We start from the raw sequence: 17,762 nt of genomic DNA, 5'->3' as shown, positions 1-17,762 counted from the left end.
GCGGCCGCTGTGATGGGAGGGAAAACATCGCGGATCCCGGCCCGCAACCGGGCGGCAACCTGCTTCGGGGAGGATCGGTTCCATGTCCGAGACCTCGCACCCCGCCCTCGTGCTCGTGCCGCACGGCAGCCGCGACCCCCGCGCCCTGGAGACCGCGCGGGCGCTCGCCCGCCTGGTGCGCTCCCGGCGGCCCGGCCTGGACGTGCGGCTCGGGCACGTGGAACTGAACGAGCCGTTGCTGGCGGACACCCTGCGGGACCTCGGCGGCCGGCCCGCCGTCCTGGTGCCGCTGCTGCTCAGCCGCGGGTACCACGTCAAGCACGACATCCCGGCCACCGTGGCCGCCGTGGGCGCGCCCCGGATCCGGATCGCGCCCCCGCTGGGCCCGCACCCGCTGCTGGTGCGCGCCCTGCACGAACGGCTCACCGAGGCCGGCTGGCCCGCCGCGCCCGCCGGGACCGGTGCGCCTGCGGCGCCCGCCGCGCCTGCGGCCCCCGCCGGGACCGCCGCCGCCTCCGCCGAGCCGTCGGCCCGGCGCGCCGTGGTGCTCGCCGCCTCCGGCTCCCGCGACCCCGACGGCGCCGTCGACATCCGCCGCACCGCCGCGGCGCTGGCCGCCCGGCTCGGCGTGCCCGTGGTCCCCGCCTACGCCTCCGCCGCGCCCACCGTCGCCGAGGCCGTTCGGTCCCTGGCCGCCCGGGGCCGCACCGAGGTGGCCGTCGCCTCCTACTTCACCGCCCCCGGCCGCTTCCACACCGAGACCGCCGAGGCCGCCCCGTGGATCGCCGCCGCCCCGCTCGGCGCCCACCCCGACATGGCCCGCCTCGTCCTGCACCGCTACGACGGGGCCGCGGCCGGACCCGCCGGCCTCCCGGATCCCGCCGCGCGCCCCGCCCTGGTCCCGGCGTAGGCACACGGGGTAGGCACACGGGGCGGCGGCGGTCACCGACACCCCTTACTGTCGGTTGCATGGCAGGCAACGAACCGACCGCCGGATACGACGAGTCCGCCGTCGAGCGCTGGGCCCCGGAACCCGACAAGCGCCCCGGACGCACGGCCTTCCAGCGCGACCGCGCCCGGGTGCTGCATTCCGCCGCGCTGCGCAGGCTCGCCGGGAAGACCCAGGTCGTCACCCCCGGCACCGTCCGTGTGTGGGACGCCAGCCCGCGCACCCGGCTCACCCACTCGCTGGAGTGCGCGCAGGTCGGCCGGGAACTGGGCGCCGCCCTCGGCTGCGACCCCGACCTGGTGGAGGCCGCGTGCCTCTCCCACGACCTCGGGCATCCCCCGTTCGGGCACAACGGGGAGCAGGCGCTGGACGAGTTCGCCGCCGACTGCGGCGGTTTCGAGGGCAACGCCCAGTCGCTGCGGCTGCTCACCCGCCTGGAGCCCAAGCGGTTCGTCACCGACCGCACCACCGGCGAGATGACCAGCGTCGGCCTCAACCTCAGCCGGGCCGCGCTGGACGCCGCCGCCAAGTACCCGTGGGCGCGCGGCGGGCACCCGGCCGGGCCCGCCTTCCGCAAGTTCGGCGTCTACGACGAGGACCGGCGGATCTTCGACTGGGTGCGCGCCGACGCCCCCGCCCGCGACCGGGTCTGTTTCGAGGCGCAGGTGATGGACTGGGCCGACGACGTCGCCTACTCCGTCCACGACGTCGAGGACGGGCTGCACGCCGGCCACATCCAGCCCTCCCGGCTGCACAGTGCCACCGACCGGCGGGAGATCTTCACCGTGGCGGTCCTGGACGCCCGGTACGTGCCCGCCGACACCGACCCGGAGGAGCTGGGCGCCGCGCTCGACCGGCTCCAGGCACAGGACTGGTGGCCGCACGGCTACGACGGCACCGCCGTCGACCAGGCGCGGCTGAAGGACGCCACCAGCCAGCTCATCGGACGGTTCTGCACCGCGGCCGAGACGGCGACCCGCGCGGCCTACGGCGACGGGCGGCTGACCCGGTACAAGGCGCAGCTCGTGGTGCCGCGGACCACCCGGATGGAGTGCGCCGTCCTCAAGGCGGTCGCCGACCTGTACGTGATGCAGCGGGCGGAGCAGGAGCGGCTGCGGGCCGATCAGCGGGTGGTCGTCGCGGAACTCGCGGAGGCGCTCACGGCGCGGGCGCCGGAGGGACTGGACCCGCAGTTCGCGGCGCTCTTCGACGCGGCCGGCGACGACCGGGCCCGCAAGCGGGTGATCGTCGACCAGATCGCCTCCCTCACCGACGCCTCGGCCCGGGCGCTGCACACCCGGCTCACCATGCAGGTGTAGGGCCGTCCGGCCCGCCGCACCCCGCCGAAAGGTCCGCCCGCCGCCGGGCGAAGGACCGCGTGGCCTCTTCGGCAGGCTCTCTTTCCGCACTAGCCTCCGTGCGGGACGCTCATCCGGCACCCCCGGAGAAGGAGGCACACCGTGGTCGACGCGGACCAGACGTTCGTCATCGTCGGAGGAGGCCTGGCCGGCGCCAAGGCGGCGGAGACGCTGCGCGCCGAGGGCTTCAGCGGGCGGGTGATAGTGATCAGTGACGAACGCGACCACCCGTACGAGCGGCCCCCGCTGTCCAAGGGCTACCTGCTCGGCTCGGCGGACCGCGACAGCGCGCTCGTCCACGAACCCGCCTGGTACGCCGCCCACGACGTCGAGCTCCACCTCGGGCAGACCGTGGACGCGATCGACACCGCGGCGCGGACCGTGCGGCTCGGCGACGACGGCGCCTTCGTCCACTACGACAAGCTGCTGCTGGCCACCGGTGCCGAGCCGCGCCGCCTGGACGTGCCGGGGACCGACCTGACGGGCGTCCACCACCTGCGGCGGTTCGCGCACGCCGAGCGGCTGAAGGGCGTGCTGGCCGCGCTCGGCCGGGACAACGGGCACCTGCTGATCGCCGGCGCGGGCTGGATCGGCCTCGAGGTCGCCGCGGCGGGGCGGCACTACGGGGCGGAGGTCACCGTCGTCGAGCCCGCCCCCACGCCGCTGCACGGCGTGCTCGGGCCCGAGCTGGGCAACGTCTTCGCGGAGCTGCACCGGGAGCACGGGGTGCGGTTCCAGTTCGGGGCGCGGCTCACCGGGATCGTCGGGCAGGACGGCCTGGTCCTGGCGGCGCGGACCGAGGACGGCGAGGAGCACCCGGCGCACGCGGTGCTCGCCGCGATCGGGGCCGCCCCGCGGACCGCGCTGGCCGAGGCGGCGGGGCTGGAGCTGGTGCCGCGCGAGCAGGGCGGCGGCATCGCGGTCGACGCCTCCCTGCGGACCTCCGACCCGCACGTCTTCGCGGCCGGCGACGTGGCGGCGTTCCCGCACCCGCTGTTCGGGACGCGGCTGCGGGTCGAGCACTGGGCCAACGCCCTCAACGGCGGCCCGGCGGCGGCGCGCGCGATGCTGGGGCGCGAGGTGGTCTACGACCGGGTGCCGTACTTCTTCTCCGACCAGTACGACCTGGGCATGGAGTACTCCGGGTGGGCCCCGCCGGGCGCCTACGACGAGGTCGTGATCCGGGGCGACGCGGGCAAGCGGGAGTTCGTCGCCTTCTGGCTGAAGGACGGGCGGGTGCTGGCCGGGATGAACGTCAACGTGTGGGACGTCACGCCGGCGATCCAGAACCTCATCCGCGCCGCCGCCCCGGTGGACGCCGAGGCCCTCTCCGACCCCCGGGTCGCCCTGGAATCCCTGCTGGCCTGACGCGGGGGAGGGGGCGCCGCGCGCGTCCCCTCCCCGCGGCGGCGGAACCGCGGCGTCGGATCGCCCCCGTACAATTTGCACGTGGCAGGCGGCGGCAGGATCAACGACGAGGACGTGAAGGCGGTACGGGACGCGGTCCCGATCGACTCCGTCGTCTCGGAGTACCTGCAGCTCAAGAACGCCGGCGGCGGCAACCTCAAGGGCCTCTGCCCGTTCCACGACGAGAAGTCCCCGTCGTTCCAGGTCAGCCCGGCCAAGGGCCTCTTCCACTGCTTCGGCTGCCAGGAGGGCGGCGACACCATCACGTTCGTGATGAAGGTCGACCACCTCACCTTCTCCGAGGCCGTCGAGCGCCTCGCCGCGCAGGCGGGGATCACCCTCCGCTACGAGGAGGGCGGCTACAACCCCTCCCACCAGCGCGGCGAACGCATCCGCCTGATCGAGGCGCACCGCATCGCCGCCCAGTTCTACGCCGAGCAGCTGGCCACCGCCCCGGAGGCGGACACCGGCCGCGCCTTCCTCGCCGAGCGCGGCTTCGACCAGGCCGCCGCCGAGCACTTCAACGTCGGCTACAGCCCCCAGGGCTGGGACCACCTCACCCGCTACCTGCGCGGCAAGGGGTTCACCGACAAGGAGATCCTCACTTCCGGCCTCGCCCAGGAGGGCCGCCGCGGCCCCATCGACCGGTTCCGCGGCCGCCTGATGTGGCCGATCCGCGACATCGGCGGCGAGGTGGTCGGCTTCGGCGCCCGCAAGCTCTACGAGTCGGACAACGGGCCCAAGTACCTCAACACCCCCGACACCCCGGTCTACCGCAAGTCGCAGGTGCTCTACGGCATCGACCTCGCCAAGAAGGACATCGCCAAGAGCAGCCGGGCCGTGGTCGTCGAGGGCTACACCGACGTCATGGCCTGCCACCTCGCCGGAGTGACCACCGCCATAGCCACCTGCGGCACCGCCTTCGGCGGCGACCACATCAAGATCCTCCGCCGGCTGCTGATGGACAACGGCACCTCCCGGGTGATCTTCACCTTCGACGGCGACTCGGCCGGCCAGAAGGCCGCCCTGCGCGCCTTCGAGGACGACCAGAAGTTCGCTGCGGAGACCTACATCGCCATCGCGCCCGACGGCATGGACCCCTGCGAGCTGCGCCTGGCCAAGGGCGACGACGCCGTCGCCGAGCTGGCCCAGCCCCGCACCCCGCTCTTCGAGTTCGCGCTGCGGCAGATCGTCGCCCGCTACGACCTGGACACCCCCGCCGGGCGGGCCGCCGCGCTGGACGAGGCCGCCCCGGTCGTCGCCAAGATCAAGAACGTGGGCGCACAGCACGAGGTCGCGGTGCAGCTCGCCGGCATGCTCGGCATCCTGGACACCCAGTTCGTGGTGCGCCGGGTCGCCCAGATCGCCCGCTGGGCCCGCGACCGCGGCGGCCGGGGCCCGGAGAACGCCCCGCGCCGCCCGCAGGAGGGCCCCGGCGCCGCCCACCAGGGCGCCGCCCCCGCGGCCCCCGGCTCGCGTGCGGCCTCCGGCGCCCCGCTCAACCTCCGCAACCCGGTGCACGCCACCGAGCGCGAGCTGATCAAGCTCGCCCTGCAGCGGCCCGAGCTGGTCGCCCCGGCGTTCGACGCGTACGGCGTCGACGAGTTCACCGCCCCGCCCTACGCGGCGGTCCGCCAGGCCGTCCTGGACGCGGGCGGCGCCGAGGCCGGCGCGCGGGATCCGCAGGAGTACCTGATCCGGGTCCGCGACGCCGCCCCCGACGACACCGTGCGGTCCATGGTCACCGAGCTGGCCGTCGAGGCGATCATGGTCCGCCGCCCGGTGGACGAGAACTATGCCGGGGAGCAGCTGGTCGCGGTCCGCCGCCGCGCGGTGGACCGCCGCATCAGTGAGATCCAGAGCAGCCTGGCCCGCCTCGGCCACCAGGGTGACCCTGCCCAACTGGCCGCCGTGCAGAACGAGTTGTGGGTCCTCCAGCAGTACGGTCAGGCCCTGCGGGAGCGCGGCGCGGCCGCGCTCTAGGCAGGGCCCGGCCGCGCCCTCCGGGGGCTGCCGGCGCCCCTCAGGCCAACTCCAGGCCCAGGGTGGGCTCCAGCGCGTCGAGCAGCCGGTCCGTGTACTCCTGCCGCCGGCCCTCGAACCGCGGATGGTCGACGACGAACTCCGCCCACTGGACGTCCGCCAGCTGCGCGGCCAGGTGCGCGCGCGTCAGCCGTCCCAGGCTCCTCAGGTACGGCCAGTCCTCGCACCGCTCCAGCACCGGCCGCAGCAACTCCCGTGACAGCGGGACGCGTTCGGCCAGCAGTACGGCGTCGTAGAGGTCCTTGCCCTGCGGGTAGCGGTCGGAGAGCAGCCAGAGCACCTTCCAGGCCAGGGACAGTTCGAGCGTCGCCGCCCGTGCCGAGGCACCGCTGGGCAGCGGCACCGCCTCCGGCTCCTGGAGCAGTTCCTCGTTGAAGACGAAGTCCAGTTGCACCGTGCCGCCGGGCAGGCCGGACGCCTCGGGCGCCGACCACGGGAGCACCATGCGGCGGCCCGGTACCCGCTCGTAGGTCCAGATGTCCTCCGTCACCGCGCCCTGGGCGTGGATCTCCGGGCAGGCGGCCTCCCATCCGGACAGGGACCGCGCGGCCCGGGCGATCTCCTCGAGCATCCGGGGCGTGCCGGGGTCCTCCATCCGCCGGGTGTGCGGCGTCACGACGAAGTCCAGGTCACCCGGCTCACGGGCCTCCTCGCCGAACCGGAGCGCCATCAGCGCGCTGCCGCGCAGCACCAGCGCCTCGGACCACGCGGACCCGGCCACCGCCTCCAGCACCAGGTCCAGCGCCCGCCGCCGCGCGGCACGCCACCGCACGCCCTGCCGGGCGTGCTCGAAGCGGGGCTCGGAGGCCCGGTAGGCGTCGGTGCGGTGCTTCATCGCCGGGTCGAAGACCGGCTGCTGGCTCACCCCGTCCGCGTCCACCCAGCTCAGGGTGTTCGGCAGGTCGTGGTACCGCGGGTTCTTCCACGGATTGCCTGGTGCGCTCATTCCGGGGCTCCCTCTCCGATGTCATCGAGCCATCCCGCGTCCACCGACGCGTCGCTGTCGTACAGCACGAACTCCCGCTCCACATCCAGCACTTCGTGCCCTGTCAGGGTTCCCAGCAGCGCGTCGAGCGCCCGCCCCGCGCCGTCCGCGTCCACGTCCCGGCAGCGCTGGGTGACGAAGCGCTCGTGGTGGCCGGCGCCGGTGACCCGGCGGGCGTTCCAGGAGAGGTGGGCGCCGTGCGGTGCGATGCGGGCGGCGAGTTCCGGCAGGTCGGCGCCGGCGGGCAGGCGCAGCTTCACGTGGTGCTCGAAGTGCCGCTCGCCGCCGCAGGATCCGCGCGGTACCTCCGGTGCCCAGGGGTCCGACTCGACCTTCACCCGGACCACGGGGAAGCCGTCCGCCTCCAGTGCCGCGGCCACCTCCCGCGCCCGCGTCAACTGGGTGCCGAAGGAGGAGGCGTCACGCAGGGTCAGCATCGGCTGGGACGGCGTACGCCCGCGCGCCAGCACGACGTGGGTCAGCTTGAGGCCGCGCGCCGTCGACCAGCGACGCAGTCGGTCCAGTGCGGCGCCGCCCGCGCACCGGACGGTCAGATGCGCTTCGTAGGAAGAACGGGACATCAGCTGATCATTACAGAGGGATTTCCTAGGGCGCACATGAGTTTTGCGCCCAGCGGGTAATCAAGCCGTCACGCACCGGTCCCAGAAAGTCGGCGCACGACCCTCGTGAGGGGAGTGTGTCCTACGCCACACTGGGTCCGGCGCCGAGTACCCGGAGCACGCCCGGCCCGCACCCACGGCGCGGCCGAGCCGCCCGGCGTCAGCCCCCGCAGTCGCCCACAGACGCAAGCGCTGCCGCACCGCCCAGCAGCGATTCCCCCTGGAGGTCGCACGCGTGCAGACCCAGACCCTCACCCACACCACCGGACCTTCGCGCGGCCTCGGCGACACCGGCGCGCCGGTCCTGCCGGCGGTGCCCCCGCAGGACCGTGCCGCACACCACCCCGACGCGCAGGTCCCCCCGTTCGACGAGCCGGCGGGGCCGGTGGAAGCCGCGGAACCCGTGGAACCGGTGGAGGCCCTGGAGCCCGCGGAGCCCGTCGGGCCGGGGGAACCGGTGGAGGCGCTGGAGCCCGTGGAGCCCGTGGAGCCGGCCGAGCTGGAGGAGCCGGGCGCGGCGCGGCGCCGGGCGCAGGCGGCGGGGCCCTCGGCCGACCTGTTCCGGCAGTACCTCCGTGAGATCGGCCGCATCCCGCTGCTCAGCGCCGCGGAGGAGGTCGAGCTGGCCCGCCGGGTGGAGGCGGGGTTGTTCGCGGAGGAGAAGCTGAGCCGCACCCCGGACCTGGACAGCCGGCTCGCCCACGACCTGGACCGGCTGGTGGTGATGGGCCGCCTCGCCAAGCGCCGCCTGATCGAGGCCAACCTCCGGCTGGTCGTGTCGGTCGCCAAGCGGTACGTCGGCCGCGGGCTGACCATGCTGGACCTGGTCCAGGAGGGCAACCTCGGCCTGATCCGCGCGGTGGAGAAGTTCGACTACGCCCGCGGCTACAAGTTCTCCACCTACGCCACCTGGTGGATCCGCCAGGCCATGTCCCGCGCCCTCGCCGACCAGGCCCGCACCATCCGGGTCCCGGTCCACGTGGTCGAACTGATCAACCGCGTGGTGCGGGTGCAGCGCCGGATGCTCCAGGAGCGCGGCTGCGAACCCACCGCGGAGGAGGTCGCCGTCCACCTCGACCTGACCGGCGAGCGGGTCCGGGAGGTGCTGCGGCTCGCGCAGGAACCGGTCTCCCTGCACGCCCCGGTCGGCGAGGAGGAGGACGTCGCCCTGGGCGACCTCATCGAGGACGGCGACGCCGTCTCCCCGGTCGAGACGGCGTCGTTCATCCTGCTGCGGCAGCACCTGGAGGCGGTGCTGTCCACCCTCAACGAGCGGGAGCGCAGGGTGGTCCAGCTCCGCTACGGGCTGGTCGACGGCCGGCCCCGCACCCTCGAGGAGATCGGCCGGCTCTTCGGCGTCACCCGGGAGCGGATCCGGCAGATCGAGTCCAAGACGCTGAGCAAGCTGCGCGACCACACCTTCGCCGAGCAGCTGCGCGGCTACCTCGACTGACCCGCGGCCGGCCCGCCGGGCCGGCCCGTCAGCACGACGAGTCGCTGGGTGGCCCGCGTCATGGCGACATAGCGGTCCACCGCGCCCGCGACGCCCTCGCCGAACCGCTCCGGTTCGACGAGCACCACCAGGTCGAACTCCAGCCCCTTCGCCAGTTCGGGAGTGAGCGACCGGACCCGGGGCGTCTCCCGGAAGGCGGGGTCCCCGATGACGCAGGCGGTCCCGTCCTCGTTCGCGGTGAGCCACTCCTCGAGGACGTCCCGCAGCTCCGCCACCCGCCCGTACCGGACCGGGACGCCGGAGGCACGGACCGACGTGGGCACGTTGGCGTCCGGGATCGCGGCCCGGATCACCGGCTCCGCCTCCGTCATGACCTCCTCGGGCGTGCGGTAGTTGATGCTCAGCGACGCCATCTCCGCCCGGTCCAGCCCGACGCGCCGCAGCCGCTCCCGCCAGGACTCGGTGAAGCCGTGCCGGGCCTGGGCACGGTCGCCTACGACGGTGAAGCTGCGGGACGGGCAGCGCAGCAGCAGCATCTGCCACTCCGCGTCGGTCAGCTCCTGCGCCTCGTCCACCACCACGTGGGCGAACGGGCCGGCCAGCGGGTCGCCGGCGTGGGACGGCAGCGCCGAGTCGTCGACCAGGCTCTCCCTGAGGTCCTCCCCGGCCAGCATGGTCACCGCGCCCTCGCCGTCCGGGTCGGCCGCCACCACGCTGTCGATGACCCCCGCCATCCGCTCCCGCTCGGCCGCGACGGAGGCCTTGTGGCGGCGCTTGCGCACAGCGGTACGCGGATCGCCCAGCCGCTGGCGCGCGGCGTCCAGCAGCGGCAGGTCGCAGACCGTCCACGCGTCCGGCGTCCTCCGCTGCAGCAGACGCACCTCGTCAGGACCCAGCCAGGGCGCGCACAGCCGCAGGTAGGCGGGGACCGTCCACAGGTCGCCGACCAGGTCGGCCGCCTCGATCATCGGCCACGCCGCGCTCAGCGCCCCGGTCAGCTCGGCGTCGTTCGCGAGCGCCCGGCGGAACAGGACGGCGGGGATCTCGGCCCTGATCCTGCCCTGGAGCATCGCGACCAGCTCGTCCCAGATCTGCTCGCGGGCCTCGTTGTGCGGGGTGCCGGGCTCGGCCGCCGAGAACGCCTCCGCCCAGTCGGCGGCGCTCAGCGGCACCTCGCCCCAGGGCGTGGTCACCGTCATCGCCTCGGTGGGCGGCGACTCGTAGAACCGCACCGCCTTCTCGATCGCCCGCACCATCTCCACCGACGACTTCAGCCGGGCGGCCTCCGGGTCCGGCTCGGGCACCGCCCGCGCCCCCTCGGCGACCAGGTCGCGCAGGGTGCAGGTGCGCACGCCCTCCTCACCGAGGCTGGGCAGCACGTCGGCGACGTAGTTCAGGTACGGCTGGTGCGGGCCCACGAACAGCACCCCGCCCCGGCGGTGCCCGAGCCGCGGGTCGGAGTACAGCAGGTACGCGGACCGGTGCAGGGCGACGACGGTCTTGCCGGTGCCCGGCCCGCCGTCGACCACCAGCGCGCCCCGGGACCCCGCGCGGATCACGGCGTCCTGGTCGGCCTGGATGGTGGCGAGCACGTCCCGCATCCGCGAGGACCGGTTGGCGCCGAGACTGGCGATGAAGGCGGACTGGTCGTCCAGCGCCGCGTGCTGCTCCGCCAGGCCGTCGGCGGTGAACACCTCGTCCCAGTAGTCGCTGATCCTGCCCCGGGACCACCGGTACCGGCGGCGGCCGGCCAGACCCATCGGGCTGGCGTGCGTCGCCGCGAAGAACGGCTCGGCGGCGGGGGAGCGCCAGTCGATCAGCAGCCGGCGGCCCGAAGGGTCGGTGAGGCCCAGCCGTCCGATGTAGACGGGCTCCTCCTCGCCGGCCGGCACCATCCGGCCCAGGCACAGGTCGAGCCCGAAGCGGCGCAGCGCCCGCAGCCGGGCGGAGAGCCGGTGGATCTCCAGGTCCCGCTCCATCGCCTCCCGGCCCACGCCGCCGGGCGCCCGCCGCTCGGCGTCGAGCCGGCCGGACAGCTCGGCGATCGCCCGTTCCAGGGTGGCCGCGACCTCGGCGAAGTGCCGCTCGTCGCCGGCGATCAGCCGGGGGTCGGCCTTGGCCGCCAGCCGCTCGGGCAGGTCGAAGACGCGGGTGGGCAGGGCAGGGGGGTTCACCATGGGACTCCGTGGCAGGTGGCGGTCGCGCGCCCGTGGACACCGGCGCGGAGCAGCGATTGTGTGGCACGAGGGGGGCCTTGCCGCAAGGCCCCCCTTGCGCTATACCTTAGAAGTGGCGGGAGGTGCGTTCTCCTCCGGCCCACTCGAGACGAACGGTTCGGCCCCACCCGCCAGGCGGGTGGGGCCGAACCGTTGCCGGGGTCACTCCACCTCGGCGACCGCCTGGGCGAACTGCGCCTGGTAGAGGCGGGCGTAGGCCCCGTCCGCAGCCAGCAGCTGCGCGTGGCGGCCCTGTTCGACGATCGCGCCGTCCTCCATCACCAGGATGGTGTCCGCGTCCCGGATCGTCGAGAGCCGGTGGGCGATCACGAACGAGGTCCGGCCGTGCGCCAGCTTCGCCATCGCCTTCTGGATCAGCACCTCGGTGCGGGTGTCGACGGAACTGGTCGCCTCGTCCAGCACCAGGATCACCGGGTCGGAGAGGAAGGCCCGGGCGATCGTGATCAGCTGCTTCTCGCCCGCGCTCACCCCCGCGCCCTCGCCGTCGATCACCGTGTCGTAGCCGTCCGGCAGGGTCCTGACGAACCGGTCCGCGTGGGCGGCCCGCGCCGCCTCCTCCACGTCGCCGCGGGTCACCTCACCGGGCGCGCCGTACGCGATGTTCTCCGCGATGGTCCCGCCGAACAGCCAGGTGTCCTGGAGCACCATGCCGATCGCGGACCGCAGCTCGTCGCGCGACATGGTGGCGACGTCCACGCCATCCAGCGTGATCCGGCCGCCGGTGACCTCGTAGAAGCGCATCAGCAGGTTCACCAGCGTGGTCTTGCCGGCGCCGGTCGGGCCGACGATCGCCACCGTGTGCCCCGGTTCCACCGTCAGCGACAGGTCCTCGATCAGCGGCTTGTCCGGGGCGTAGCGGAACGACACCCGCTCGAACCCGACCCGGCCGCGCAGCTCCTCCGGGCGCACGCCCGGGATCGGGTCCGCCTCCTGCTCCTCGGCGTCCAGCAGCTCGAACACACGCTCCGCGGAGGCGACGCCCGACTGCACCAGGTTGGCCATGGACGCCACCTGCGTCAGCGGCATCGAGAACTGCCGCGAGTACTGGATGAACGCCTGCACGTCACCGATCGACAGCGAGCCCGACGCCACCCGCAGACCGCCGACCACGGCCACCAGGACGTAGTTCAGGTTGGAGACGAACATCATCAGCGGCTGCATGACACCGCTCATGAACTGCGCCTTGAAGCCGGCCTGGTACAGCTCCTCGTTGTGCTCGGCGAACGTGCGCGCCGACTCGTCCTGCCGGCCGAACACCTTCACCAGCGAGTGCCCGGTGTACATCTCCTCGATGTGCGCGTTGAGCTGCCCGGTGGTGCGCCACTGCGCCACGAAGTGCGGCTGGGACCGCTTGCCGACCCTGGTCGCCACCACGAACGACAGCGGCACCGTCACCAGCGCCACCAGCGCCAGCAGCCAGGACACCCAGAACATCATCACCAGCACGCCCACGATGGACAGGATCGCGTTGACCAGCTGCCCCATCGACTGCTGCAGCGTCTGCCCCAGGTTGTCGATGTCGTTGGTCGCCCGGCTCAGCACCTCGCCGCGCTGCCGCTTGTCGAAGTACGACAGCGGCAGCCGCGACAGCTTCGTCTGCACGTCCTCGCGCATCCGGAACATCGTCCGGTTCACCGCGCGGTTGACCATCCGGGTGGCCACCGCCATCAGCAGACCGGCCGCCACGAACATGCCGAGGGCCAGCAGCAGCACCTGGCCCACCGCCGCGAAGTCGATGCCCTCGCCCGGCGTGAAGTCCACCCCGCCCAGCATGTCCGCGACGCCGTCCTCGCCGCGCGCCCGCATGGCCTCGAGCACCTGCTCCTTGGAGGCGCCCGCCGGCATCCGGCGGCCGACGATCCCCGAGAAGACCAGGTCGGTCGCGTGCCCCAGGATCTTCGGACCGGTCACCGTCAGCGCCACGCTCACCACGACCGAGGCGAGCATCACCCACAGGCCCGCCCGCTCGGGCTTGAACTGCGCCAGCAGCCGTTTGGTCGACCCCTTGAAGTCCATCGACCGGTTGTCCGGGCCGGTCCCGGCCATCATCCGCCCCGCAGGCCCGGCCATCAGGCTGCCTCCGCTTCCGTCAGCTGGGAGAGCACGATCTCCCGGTAGGTCTCGTTGTCCGCCATCAGTTCCGCGTGCCGGCCCACGCCGACCACCCGGCCCTCGTCCAGCACCACGATGCGGTCCGCGTCCCTGATCGTGGAGACCCGCTGGGCCACGATCACCACGGTCGCCCCGGCGGTCTCCCGCGTGAGCGCCGCCCGCAGCGCGGCGTCGGTGGCGTAGTCCAGCGCCGAGAAGGAGTCGTCGAAGAGGTAGATCTCCGGCCGCTGCACCAGGGTCCGCGCGATCGCCAGCCGCTGCCGCTGACCGCCCGAGACGTTGGAGCCGCCCTGCGCGACGGGGGCGTCGAGGCCGCCCTCCAGGGTCCGGACGAACTCCTCGGCCTGCGCCACCTCCAGCGCGTGCCACAGCTCCTCGTCGGTGGCGTCCGGGTTGCCGTAACGCAGGTTGGACGCCACCGTCCCGGCGAACAGGTACGGCTTCTGCGGGACCAGGGACACCGTGCGGGCCAGCACCCGGGGGTCGATCTCCCGGACGTCCACCCCGTCGACCAGGACCTCGCCCTCGGTGGTGTCGAACAGCCGGGGCACCAGGCCCAGCAGCGTCGACTTGCCGGATCCGGTCGAGCCGATCACCGCCGTGATCTCCCCCGGCCGGGCCAGCAGGTCGATGCCCTTCAGCACCGGCTCCTCGGCGCCCGGGTACCGGAAGCCGGCCCCGCGCAGCTCCAGCGTGCCGCTCGCGCGCAGCTCGCTCACCCCGGCCGTCGGGGGCACCACGCTCGACTCCGTGTCCAGGACCTCCTGGATGCGCTCGGCGCAGACCTCCGCGCGCGGGACCATCATGAACATGAAGGTGGCCATCATCACCGACATGACGGTCTGCATCAGGTAGGCCAGGAACGCCGTCAGGTCGCCGATGCCCATGGAGCCCGAGTCGATCCGGTGCGCGCCGAACCAGATCACCGCGATCGACGCCAGGTTCACCACCGTCATCACGACGGGGAACATCAGCGCCATCAGGTTGCCCGTCCCGAGGGCGACCTCGGTCAGGTCCTCGTTGGCCTTGCGGAACCGCCGCTGTTCGTACTCGTCCCGCACGAACGCGCGGATCACCCGGTTGCCGGTGATCTGTTCCCGCAGCACCCGGTTCACCGAGTCCAGCCGCTCCTGCATGGTCCTGAACAGCGGCCGCAGCAGGCGGATCATCAGGGCCAGCGCCACCCCCATCACTGGCAGCACCGCCAGCAGCACGCCGGACAGCGGCACGTCCAGGCCCAGGGACATGATCACGCCGCCCACGCCCATGATCGGCGCGGACACCATCAGGGTGAACGTCATCAGCGCCAGCATCTGGATCTGCTGGACGTCGTTGGTGGTCCGGGTGATCAGCGAGGGCGCGCCGAACCGGCCCAGCTCGCGGGCCGAGAACGACTGCACCCGGTCGAACACGGCGGCCCGCATGTCACGGCCCAGCGCGGCGGCGGTCCGCGCGCCGAAGTGGACGGCGCCGATGTTGCAGAGGACCTGGGCCAGGGAGATCCCCAGCATCAGGGCGCCGAACGTCAGGATGTAGCCCGTGTCGCCCTTCACCACGCCGTCGTCGATGATGTCGGCGTTGAGAGTGGGCAGGTAGAGGGTCGCGCAGGTCTGCAGCAACTGCAGCACCACGACGACGGCGATATGTGTGCGGTAGGGCCGCAGGTGGGCCCTGAGAAGTCGTATGAGCACGCCGATACTTTCGAGAGGCCGACGAGAAGGGGACCGCCTGTGCGGACCCCACGCCGCCTATCGTCGGACACTCCGGTGGTGTTACCTCAAGTCGATTGAGCCAAGCGCGGGCCAAAACCGGGTCAGGGTTCAGCCGTGGGGGTGCGGGGCGCCGCCCCGGGGGCGTGCGCGCGGCGCGTGCCTGCGGTGCGTGCCCGCGGGCCCGTCAGGCCGGGAAGGCGCCCGGATGGGTCTGCTCGCGGACCGTGCCGTACTGCTGGCGCACTGCCTTGCCGACCGGGAGGTCGTCGCCCGGCTCGAGGATTTGGCCCACCGCGCCCTGCCAGGCCGGCGGCCGCTGGGGGCCGAGCGTGCCGTGGGCCGCCCCGAGCGCCCAGGCGGCCTGCCGCGCCGCTCCGAACGCCGCGTAGTCGGCCGGCTGCGGCACCACCACCCGCGCCCCGAACAGCGCGGGCGCGATCGCCCGCACCGCCGGCAGCTCCGCCGCCTGCCCCAGCAGGAACACCCGCCGCACGGCGACCCCCCGCCCGCGCAGCACGTCCAGCGCGTCCGCCAGCGAGCACAGCATCCCCTCGAACGCCGCCCGCGCCAGGTGCTCCGGGCGCATGGACTCCGTCCGCAGCCCGCTCAGGGTGCCCGCGGTGTGCGGCAGGTGCGGGGTCCGCTCGCCCTCCAGGTACGGCAGCAGCACCAGCCCGTGCGCCCCCGGTGTCGACTTCAGCGCCAGCTCCGACAGCGCCTCGGGGCCGTCCACGTCCAGCATCCGCGCGGTGGCCCGCAGCACCCGCACCGCGTTGGTCGTGGAGACCACCGGCAGGTGCATCCCGGTCGCGTCGGCCAGCGCCGTCACCGAGCCGCCCGCGTCCCGCACCGCCTCGTGGTGCACGGCCATCACCGAGCCGGAGACGCCCAGCGAGACGACCGCGTCGCCCACGCCGACGCCCAGACCGAACGCCGCGGCCTGGGTCTCCCCGGTGCCGGCCGAGATCAGCAGCCCCTCGGGGGTGGTGCCGGCCGCCTCCCAGGGGGCGATCACCTCCGGCAGCGCCGCTCCCCGCCCGAGCGCCAGCTCGACCAGGTCCGGGCGCCAGGAACCGGTGGCGGCCGACCAGTAGCCGGTGCCCGAGGCGCCGCCGCGGTCGGTGGTGCGCCGGGCGGGGCGGCCCAGCAGCTGCCAGACCAGCCAGTCGTGCGCCTGCATCAGGAAGGCCGTGCGGTCCGCGTTCTCCGGCTCGCCGCGGCGCAGCCAGCGCAGCTTGCTCACCGGCTGCGCGGCCTGCGGGACCAGGCCGACGGCCTGCGCCCACGCCTCGCGGCCGCCGAACGAGTCGATCAGGTCGGCGGCCGAGGTCTGGGCCCGCCGGTCGCCCCCGGTCATCGCGGGCCGCACGACCTGCCCGTGCCCGTCCAGCGGCACCAGGGCGTTGCGCTGGGCGGAGACGCCGATGGCCTGCACGCCCTCCAGCAGGCCCCCGCCGGCCGCCTCGCCCAGGGACCGCAGCCAGGCCTGCGGGTCGACGTCCGACGGACGCCCCCCGCCCTGCGCCGGCTCGAGCGGATGCGGGGCGTAGCCCTGCCTCAGCACGGCACCGGTCTCCGCGTCACAGACGACGATGCGAGTGGAATCGGACGAACTGTCCAGGCCGGCGACTATCCCCATGAGGGTGATTGTGCACCACCCGTGAAGCCCGCGGCCCTGGCGTCGGCGGGACGGCACACGGCACGGGCCCGCGCACGTCGGCGCGGGCCCGTGCCGACGGTCCGCCCGCGGATCCCGGTCCGGGTCCGCGGCGGCGGACCGCCGTCACCGAGGAGGTCGTGGAGCAGGTCGCCGAGCAGGCCGCGGAGCGGGTCGCCGAGCAGGCCGTGGAGAGGGTCGCCGATCAGGTCGTGGGGCGGCTGGCTCAGGCGGAGCCGGTGCCCCAGTCGTCCGTGCCGCCGCCGTTCGAACCGGCCCGGCTGCCGCGGACGGACTTCACCCGCTGCGACACCGAGTCCGGCATCTTGTCGCTCACCGTGTGGTAGGCCTTGCCCGCCACCTGCCGGCCCTGCTGGGCCGCCGTCTCCGCGGTGTTGCGCACCGCGGGGTTCTGCGTGACCTGACGGGCCCTGGCGACGATCTGTTCGTATCGCTCCCGCCCGGCTTTCGCGCCGAGCACGTAACCCAGGGCCACTCCGGACATGAATGTGAGCCGGTAACGCATGGTCGGCCACCCTTCCTTCGGCTTCGGCAACGGTCGCAGGGGATACCGATTGGCGGAGCACCCCCCTGCTTGCGCTAATGTATGTCTCGCAGCGAGCGCGCGCCCTCTGGCGAATACCCAGGCGGATGCGTTCGATGCAGCGAGGCATTCCTCCGTAGCTCAATTGGCAGAGCAGCCGGCTGTTAACCGGCAGGTTACTGGTTCGAGTCCAGTCGGGGGAGCTTCGGTCCTCCGTAGCTCAATTGGCAGAGCAGCCGGCTGTTAACCGGCAGGTTACTGGTTCGAGTCCAGTCGGGGGAGCATGCTGAACGAGGGCCCCGTCGGGGTCCTTTTTCATGTCCCGCCGCCTCCGGACAGGCCCTCCATCGCTGGTCATGGTCATGCAGGGGACCTACCTGAGGCAGGAGATCGTATGAGCGGCTATGCTGCGGCAGACGGCGCGCACATATGTGCGCGACGCGCCGTGAAGGGGCGGTAGCTCAGCCGGTTAGAGCAGCGGACTCATAATCCGCCGGCCGTGGGTTCGAGTCCCACCCGCCCCACCACGGAGCACCACCGTCGCAGGCGCGTTCCGCCCTGCGCAAGCGAACAGGCCTCTCGATCGTCGAGGGGCCTTCGCCGTCTCCGGGGACCGCCGGCCCGCCGAGGCTCGGCCGAAGTGCCGGCGATCAGGGCGCACGGCTCTCCGCAACCCGGTCCGTGC

At 73.6% G+C, this 17,762-nt stretch carries 12 protein-coding genes and 3 tRNA genes; 8 read left to right on the top strand and 7 right to left on the bottom strand.

Annotated elements, in window-relative coordinates:
- Window positions 1-82 precede the first annotated feature (82 nt).
- The 4 genes from GBN72_RS19320 to dnaG all read left to right on the top strand — a co-directional run bounded on the left by GBN72_RS19320 (window position 83) and on the right by dnaG (window position 5,697).
- The gene (locus GBN72_RS19320; protein ID WP_151773088.1) at window positions 83-910 is read left to right on the top strand and encodes a sirohydrochlorin chelatase; all 828 of its coding nucleotides are present in this window, start codon (window positions 83-85) and stop codon (window positions 908-910) included.
- A gap of 59 nt (window positions 911-969) precedes the next feature.
- Window positions 970-2,268, top strand: coding sequence for a deoxyguanosinetriphosphate triphosphohydrolase (locus GBN72_RS19315; RefSeq protein WP_151773087.1), 1,299 nt, complete (start codon window positions 970-972; stop codon window positions 2,266-2,268).
- A 141-nt stretch (window positions 2,269-2,409) separates the two neighbouring features.
- Window positions 2,410-3,675 (top strand): NAD(P)/FAD-dependent oxidoreductase, encoded by a 1,266-nt coding sequence (locus GBN72_RS19310; protein WP_151773086.1) that lies wholly within the window; start codon window positions 2,410-2,412, stop codon window positions 3,673-3,675.
- 81 nt (window positions 3,676-3,756) lie between these two features.
- Window positions 3,757-5,697, top strand: coding sequence for a DNA primase (gene dnaG, locus GBN72_RS19305; protein ID WP_151773085.1), 1,941 nt, complete (start codon window positions 3,757-3,759; stop codon window positions 5,695-5,697).
- A gap of 40 nt (window positions 5,698-5,737) precedes the next feature.
- On the opposite strand, the gene GBN72_RS19300 is transcribed toward dnaG, so the two are convergent.
- Together GBN72_RS19300 and GBN72_RS19295 are read right to left on the bottom strand one after the other, a co-directional pair.
- Window positions 5,738-6,703, bottom strand: a complete 966-nt coding sequence (locus tag GBN72_RS19300) for a nucleotidyl transferase AbiEii/AbiGii toxin family protein (RefSeq protein ID WP_151773084.1) — start codon at window positions 6,701-6,703, stop codon at window positions 5,738-5,740.
- Complete coding sequence (locus GBN72_RS19295; protein WP_151773083.1) at window positions 6,700-7,323, bottom strand: hypothetical protein; 624 nt, start codon at window positions 7,321-7,323, stop codon at window positions 6,700-6,702. Before GBN72_RS19295 ends, GBN72_RS19300 begins: the two co-directional genes overlap by 4 nt.
- A gap of 274 nt (window positions 7,324-7,597) precedes the next feature.
- Between GBN72_RS19295 and GBN72_RS19290 the strand changes: the two genes are divergently transcribed.
- Complete coding sequence (locus GBN72_RS19290; RefSeq protein ID WP_151773082.1) at window positions 7,598-8,815, top strand: RNA polymerase sigma factor; 1,218 nt, start codon at window positions 7,598-7,600, stop codon at window positions 8,813-8,815.
- Here the strand turns inward: GBN72_RS19290 and helR are convergent.
- The 5 genes from helR to GBN72_RS19265 all read right to left on the bottom strand — a co-directional run bounded on the left by helR (window position 8,803) and on the right by GBN72_RS19265 (window position 17,059).
- The gene (gene helR, locus GBN72_RS19285) at window positions 8,803-10,992 is read right to left on the bottom strand and encodes an RNA polymerase recycling motor ATPase HelR (RefSeq protein ID WP_151773081.1); all 2,190 of its coding nucleotides are present in this window, start codon (window positions 10,990-10,992) and stop codon (window positions 8,803-8,805) included. The two genes, GBN72_RS19290 and helR, sit on opposite strands and share 13 nt — an antisense overlap.
- Window positions 10,993-11,193: 201 nt before the next feature.
- Window positions 11,194-13,122 carry an ABC transporter ATP-binding protein gene (locus GBN72_RS19280; RefSeq protein ID WP_151773080.1) on the bottom strand — a complete coding sequence of 643 codons (1,929 nt, stop codon included), beginning with the start codon at window positions 13,120-13,122 and terminating at the stop codon, window positions 11,194-11,196.
- Window positions 13,122-14,855 (bottom strand): ABC transporter ATP-binding protein, encoded by a 1,734-nt coding sequence (locus GBN72_RS19275; RefSeq protein ID WP_151773079.1) that lies wholly within the window; start codon window positions 14,853-14,855, stop codon window positions 13,122-13,124. Before GBN72_RS19275 ends, GBN72_RS19280 begins: the two co-directional genes overlap by 1 nt.
- Before the next feature lie 205 nt (window positions 14,856-15,060).
- Complete coding sequence (locus GBN72_RS19270; protein ID WP_151773078.1) at window positions 15,061-16,515, bottom strand: FGGY family carbohydrate kinase; 1,455 nt, start codon at window positions 16,513-16,515, stop codon at window positions 15,061-15,063.
- A gap of 244 nt (window positions 16,516-16,759) precedes the next feature.
- Window positions 16,760-17,059 carry a YtxH domain-containing protein gene (locus GBN72_RS19265; RefSeq protein ID WP_151773077.1) on the bottom strand — a complete coding sequence of 100 codons (300 nt, stop codon included), beginning with the start codon at window positions 17,057-17,059 and terminating at the stop codon, window positions 16,760-16,762.
- Window positions 17,060-17,207: 148 nt separating this feature from the next.
- On the opposite strand from GBN72_RS19265, the gene GBN72_RS19260 reads away from it, so the two are divergent.
- From GBN72_RS19260 to GBN72_RS19250, 3 genes are all read left to right on the top strand, one after another.
- A tRNA-Asn gene (locus GBN72_RS19260) sits at window positions 17,208-17,280 on the top strand.
- A gap of 6 nt (window positions 17,281-17,286) precedes the next feature.
- Window positions 17,287-17,359: transfer RNA gene (locus tag GBN72_RS19255), tRNA-Asn, on the top strand.
- Window positions 17,360-17,527: 168 nt separating this feature from the next.
- Window positions 17,528-17,604: transfer RNA gene (locus tag GBN72_RS19250), tRNA-Ile, on the top strand.
- Window positions 17,605-17,762: the final 158 nt, after the last annotated feature.

This window comes from Streptomyces abyssomicinicus, from assembly GCF_008974245.1.
Lineage (GTDB): Bacteria > Actinomycetota > Actinomycetes > Streptomycetales > Streptomycetaceae > Streptomyces > Streptomyces abyssomicinicus.
The sequence above is the reverse complement of the archived record's forward strand: the minus strand, read 5'-3'. Positions and strand labels throughout refer to the sequence as shown.